We start from the raw sequence: 5,694 nt of genomic DNA on the forward strand, positions 1-5,694 counted from the left end.
CGGATCTGCAATATCAAGCAGCAGTGGAACTTTTGAAGAAAGACTCGGTGGTGGCGGGGAAGGTGTAAAAAGTTAGGAGTTAGGAGTAGAGACGCGATTAATCGCGTCTGTACAGGAGTTTGAAGTTAGAGTAGAACTAATATTGGTAACTCTTGATCTTAATTCTTAACTTTATTCCTAACTCCTCACTCTCAACTCCTAACTCCCTTTATTCCTAACTCCCTTATGCCATATCCACAAGCACCTTGGACACTTCAGGGCTATGCTATCCAAACTCTGCATTTGGTAAATATTGACCAAGTGCGCCCTTTGATTCCCTTAGAGTTAGAAATTATTTCTGTATGGCCTGGTAAAACTCTCGCTAGCGTGTATTTATCTAATTACCGGTCAGGCTCGGTACTGGAGTACAGCGAGTTAATTATTGCCCCAGCTGTGGTTAATTACCAAAGAAAAATCGGTGGCTGGATTTCTCATATTTATGTAGATAATGCTGATTCGGTGGCTGGTGGTCGAGAAATTTGGGGACTACCAAAGGAACTAGCTGAGTTTACCTGGGAACAAGGAAAGCACGTTACTGTGCATCAGGGAAACCGGAAGTTGTGTAGTCTTAAGTATAATCAACAAAGCTTGGCATGGAGACAGTGGTTAAGTGCCTCTGCTTTTGGCGCCAAGGGTGCTGATTTGCTGATATTCCCTGCTGAATTTGAGTCGGTGTTGGGTTTGATTAGTTCTAAATTAGAAATCCCCGCCGAAAGTCCTTTTTCTGGAATAGGTTTAGGTCAGCCTTGGTTAACTGTGCGTTGTGAGCAGTTGAGTTTGCGGGTTGATGCGCCAAAACTCGTTGGGCACATGGGTATCTAGAACACTGCGACTGTTGTGTTCTTTACACTATCTATCGGAATCAGGCTGAGAGAGTAGACCGAAATTACTTTCAGGATCAGCGTCAGAATTTGTGTAAATGGAATCATCAAGACCTATCTGATATTACTGAAATATAACGCAATACCGTTCAGTTAAGCCCAAAAACCTTGGTAGAGACGCGAAATTTCGCGTCTCTACAGGTCTAAAATCAGTACCAAAAATCCTTAACTGAACTGTATTGAAATATAACGCAGTCATGCGATCGCAAAATTTCAAGGTAATGTTTGTATTAGATGTCACATTAGCAGAACGGGCATACTGTAATTTCTAAAACGGTAGTGTTTGAGATTGGTTGTTTTACGTCTTGATGAATATAGGAATCGTATTTGATTTTTGAAATTATCTACGTAGGCGGGGAGTGGGTAGAGACGCGATTAATCGCGTCTGTACGGAGTAGGGAATAAGGAATTAAGCTTTTCGAGTTGTACCGAGCTTTTTCAGAAATCAAATATTAGTCCTATAGACCAAATTACCATCAAACAGATTTTATCTTAATCGGAATCTGGATGATGAACTCTGTGCCTTGAAGCGGTGCAGAAACACACTTGAGTTTACCACCATGCTTGTTGATAATTTGGTAGCTAATCGACATCCCTAAACCTGTACCTGAACCAACAGGTTTAGTTGTAAAAAATGGGTCAAAAACTTTTTGCTTTACTGCTTCTGTCATCCCACAGCCATTATCAGCAATCCGAATTATCACTTGATTGCTGTCTAAAACCTCAGTGCAAATGCGAATCTGGGGATTGTTAGTTGTCAGTTGTTGGTTGCCAGTTGTTTTTGCATTGGCCACCACCAACTGACAACCAATTATTGATTCTTTCAAAGTATCAATAGAATTATTCAGGATATTCATAAATACTTGATTGAGTTGTCCAGGATAGCACTCGACTTTAGGTAAGTTGCCATATTGTTTTATAACTTGAATATCTGGATGATTCCCTTCGGCTTCCAAGCGATTTTGCAAAATTAAGAGAGTGCTTTCAAGACCATCGTGGATATCAACTTCTTTTTCGTCCGCTTCATCTAGCCGCGAGAAGTTACGCAAGGATAACACTAGCTTGGAAATGCGCTGGGCTCCCATTTTCATAGAATATAAAATTTTCGGTAAGTCTTCTTTAATGAAATCAAAATCAATTTCTTCAATATAAGCTTGAATTTCTGATACTAAATGGCAATTGCATTCCTGATAAAATGTAATCAAATTGAGTAAATTTCTAGTATATTCATTGACAATAACGATATTACCATCAATAAAATTCACAGGATTATTAATTTCATGGGCAATACCCGCAATTAATTGCCCCAATGAAGACATTTTTTCAGTTTGTATCAGTTGAGCTTGCGTATTTTCAAGTTCCTTTAAGGTCAATTTTAGTTGGCAGTTAGCTGCTTCTAGTTGTGCCGGACTTGGCAAAGCCAAAGCCTGGGGAATGATGGGTAACAGTGCGATCGCTGTATGTAGTGAGATAATAGCCGTAATAACTTTGATCAAAGTGGACAGCCAGTAAGTAGGATGCCAAAGCGTCCATACATCCATCACATGGGTTGTACCACAAGAGACGATAAAAGCTCCAAATAATAAAAGTATCCATTTGAAAGGGAAATCTTTTCGCTTGTGGACAAAGTAAACAAGAATGATGGGAATAGAATAATACACCAAAGCAATCAGAGAATCTGAGATGATGTTTAGCCACACTAAACTCGGCTTCCAGAGGTAACAATGCCCATGTGGAATAAATGAGCTATCAGTAAAAAAATTTTGCAAAAATTCCAGCATACATTATCAAACGATGTAATTTGTCAAGTATTAAATTACAAATTATACACGCTGGATAAGAAATTGCCTTTAATGTTAAATGTTGTACTAGTGCAGTAATTCTTCAATTTGATGCTGGCTCCACAAAGTTCTATATAAACCCTTTTGTTTCAACAGCTGTAAATGATTGCCTGTCTCGACAATTTTTCCCTTTTCCATCACAAAAATTCGGTCAGCAGCTGCTGCCGCCGATAATTGATGGGTAATGAAAATTACTGTTTTGCGTTCAGTACCACCAGAGAGATTTTTGAGGATTTGCGTGGCTGTTTGATTATCCACACTAGAGAGGGCATCATCCAAAATTAATACTGGAGCATTGACCAGCATAGCCCTAGCTAAGGCAGTACGTTGTCGTTGACCGCCAGAGAGAGTAATACCGCGTTCACCAACAATAGTTTCATATTGCTGGGGAAAATTGTTAATTTCTGATTGAATTTGGGCAAGTTTAGCGACAGATTCTATCTGCTCTTGTTCGCTAAGTGGATCGCCGTAGCGGATATTATTTTTGATTGTAGTGCTAAATAGAAAACTATCTTGTGGAACGTAGGCGATCGCACCTCGTAAATCTGCCAACGCTATCTTAGTAATATCCACCCCATCTAAAAACAATTGTCCTGATTCAATATCCAATAAGCGCGGCAAAGCATTGGCTAAAGTGGATTTTCACGAAACAATTGCCACAAAAATGGCTACGGTTTCTCCCAAAGCAATGGTAAAGTTAACATTTTCTAGAGCTGGAGTAGTGGAACCCGGGTAAGTATAGGTGAGATTTTTAGCTGTCACTTCTCCTTTAAGTTCAGCCACTGGTAGATGTATGGCATCGGCTGTGTCTTGAATTTTCGGTGTGACAGAGAGAATAGATTCAAGCCGATCTATACTAACTTCACCCCGTTGGTAGGCCGTAATGGTGAATCCTAAAAGAGCTGTGGGGAAAACTAGACCCTCTACAAAAATTAACAGTGCTACAAAGTCGGCAACCTGAAGGGTTCCAGAAGACATCCGCGCCGCCCCTAGCCAGATGATTACCAGCGAACTGACATTAGCTAGCCCGCCAATTAGCGGAAACAGTGTATTTCGGAGTTTTGCCAGTTCCAGGTTAGCAGTCAATAGCTGCTGATTTTTCTTGGCGAAGGCTCGACGCTCGTTTGCTTCTTGGGCATAGATTTTAATTAAGGCAATGCCACTGATATCTTCTTGGATGAGTTCGCTGATGTCAGAGAGTTGCTCTTGGACTGCTGCTTGTTGTTTGCGTAAGCGATCGCTAAACAGACTCACTAACAAGAGCATAAAAGGGTACACTGCCAAAGAGGCTAGTGTGAGATCCACACTAATCGCCAGCATTACTGGCAGTGTCAGGGCGTAGGCAAACACCGTATTTGCCAAACTCAAGACTGCAAAACCCAACAACCGCTTGATATTGTCCACATCACTGGTAGCCCGATTAATCAAATCGCCAGCAGTATTACTAGCAAAATAAGCAGGCTCCAGCTTGAGTAAGTGTTCAAAAATCCGTTGTTTCAGGTCAAATTCTACCTGACGCCCCACCCCAAATAGCCAAATACGGGATGCCATCCGCATTAGCCACATCGCCGAACTAAGTAAGACAATGATTACTACGTCATGTAGTATTTGGTTCAAGATGAAGGTTGTTGAAAGTTTATCAACACCAGCACGAATCAACAAAGTGATATAAACGCGCAGTGCATTGACAGACAACAAAGCGAGAATGCCTAAAGACGCCTCCCGCCAATGGGGACGTAGGTAAGCAGTGAGTTTAGCGATTCGTCGAGATTTTGCCATTAAAGCAATTTTGCAACTTTATCATCCTAGATTAACTGCTAGTCCGAGAAGACAGCTATGTAGAGGATTGGGGACTAGTACCGCAAGGCGGAAGTCAAAAGTCAAAAGTCAAAAGTCAAAAAGCTTATAGGACAGACTTTTTGGCGATTTGGAATGGGTGGTTTATTTACGCCGTGCTGTACTAGGGACTTGTACTGAGCGAAGCCGAAGTATTGGGGATTGGGAAAAAATGGGGTCTGAATCCCTATTTGAATTTTCCTAATCCCCAGTCTTTAGTTCAATGAAACCCTTGCAAATTCTTAATTCCGAATTTTGGGCAGCGTTACTAAAACGTGGCATTACGGTTTTTTTAGTTTTTTACTTTATTACCGTTGAACACGCAAGAACCTGTAAATTTCAAAGAGATAAGTTTCCCAAGTTCTGGTTGTCAATTGCAGCGTTTCTGCATTCGGTACAAAGTCTTCGAGTCGTAAACCGCGTGTGCGAATATCTTGAGGATTTCCTTGTAATAGGTAGGGAGGCACTCTCAAATTATAAGAAAGAATGCGATCGCCCGTCACATCTGAGATATTTGCTGTGGTGGTTGGTTGCCCTAATGCCACCAGTGTCCCAGATGTTGGTGCAGCAGTTGCTACATAGGTTTCACCTGTCATTGCTAAAGGTGCCCTATAAAGTAAATAGGCGACTGCTGGTGTACTTGCTAACAGCAAAATCGTCAGTGCCCAACCGACCAAGTATCCTCCTGGTTTGTCTATCCCGCCTCCTTTGATTCTCTGAGCGGCAAAAATCATCATTAAAATAGAGGCTCCTAGAGGCTTGAGTGGAAAAGACAGCATCCTCGACAATGACGCTACAGCTGGTTCATTGGGGTTAACAAAAGATAGGGCTATGATTACCAAGATAACGACTAAGATCAATCGCCCGACAAAACTTCCAGACGGATAAAATCGCTGGAACAGAGAATATACGATAGTGCCAATCAGCAGCCACAGCAGTACTCGGGTTAACAATAGAAACATAGATTAACTCTCAAATTTTCTGGTGCAGTGAGCCAATGTGGTGGGAAGACAGTCCGCTTTGGTTGGGATTTCCACGCCATTTCTCTTGTTCAGAGAAGAAGTGGCTCCCCAAGAGGAACTGTCGTGCATGGTTTC

The 5,694-nt window shown here is 41.5% G+C and carries 3 protein-coding genes and 1 pseudogene; 1 reads left to right on the plus strand and 3 read right to left on the minus strand.

All coding sequences use genetic code 11. From position 1 onward, the window contains the following. The first annotated feature begins 225 nt into the window (after positions 1–225). A complete protein-coding gene (locus LC574_RS23395) occupies positions 226–861 on the plus strand; it encodes an acetoacetate decarboxylase family protein (protein ID WP_229455966.1) in 636 nt (211 codons plus the stop codon). Between the two features lie 535 nt (positions 862–1,396). Here LC574_RS23395 and LC574_RS23400 read toward each other — a convergent pair. From LC574_RS23400 to LC574_RS23410, 3 genes and pseudogenes are all read right to left on the minus strand, one after another. After that, the gene (locus LC574_RS23400) at positions 1,397–2,701 is read right to left on the minus strand and encodes a sensor histidine kinase (RefSeq protein ID WP_229455967.1); all 1,305 of its coding nucleotides are present in this window, start codon (positions 2,699–2,701) and stop codon (positions 1,397–1,399) included. A gap of 87 nt (positions 2,702–2,788) precedes the next feature. Further along, positions 2,789–4,540, minus strand: a pseudogene (locus LC574_RS23405) (ABC transporter ATP-binding protein). Positions 4,541–4,905: 365 nt separating this feature from the next. Continuing rightward, on the minus strand, positions 4,906–5,559 hold the full coding sequence (locus LC574_RS23410; RefSeq protein ID WP_229455968.1) for a hypothetical protein: 654 nt from the start codon (positions 5,557–5,559) through the stop codon (positions 4,906–4,908). Positions 5,560–5,694: the final 135 nt, after the last annotated feature.

Origin of the sequence: Nostoc sp. CHAB 5715, assembly GCF_020829685.1 — a bacterium.
Taxonomy (GTDB): Bacteria; Cyanobacteriota; Cyanobacteriia; order Cyanobacteriales; family Nostocaceae; genus Nostoc.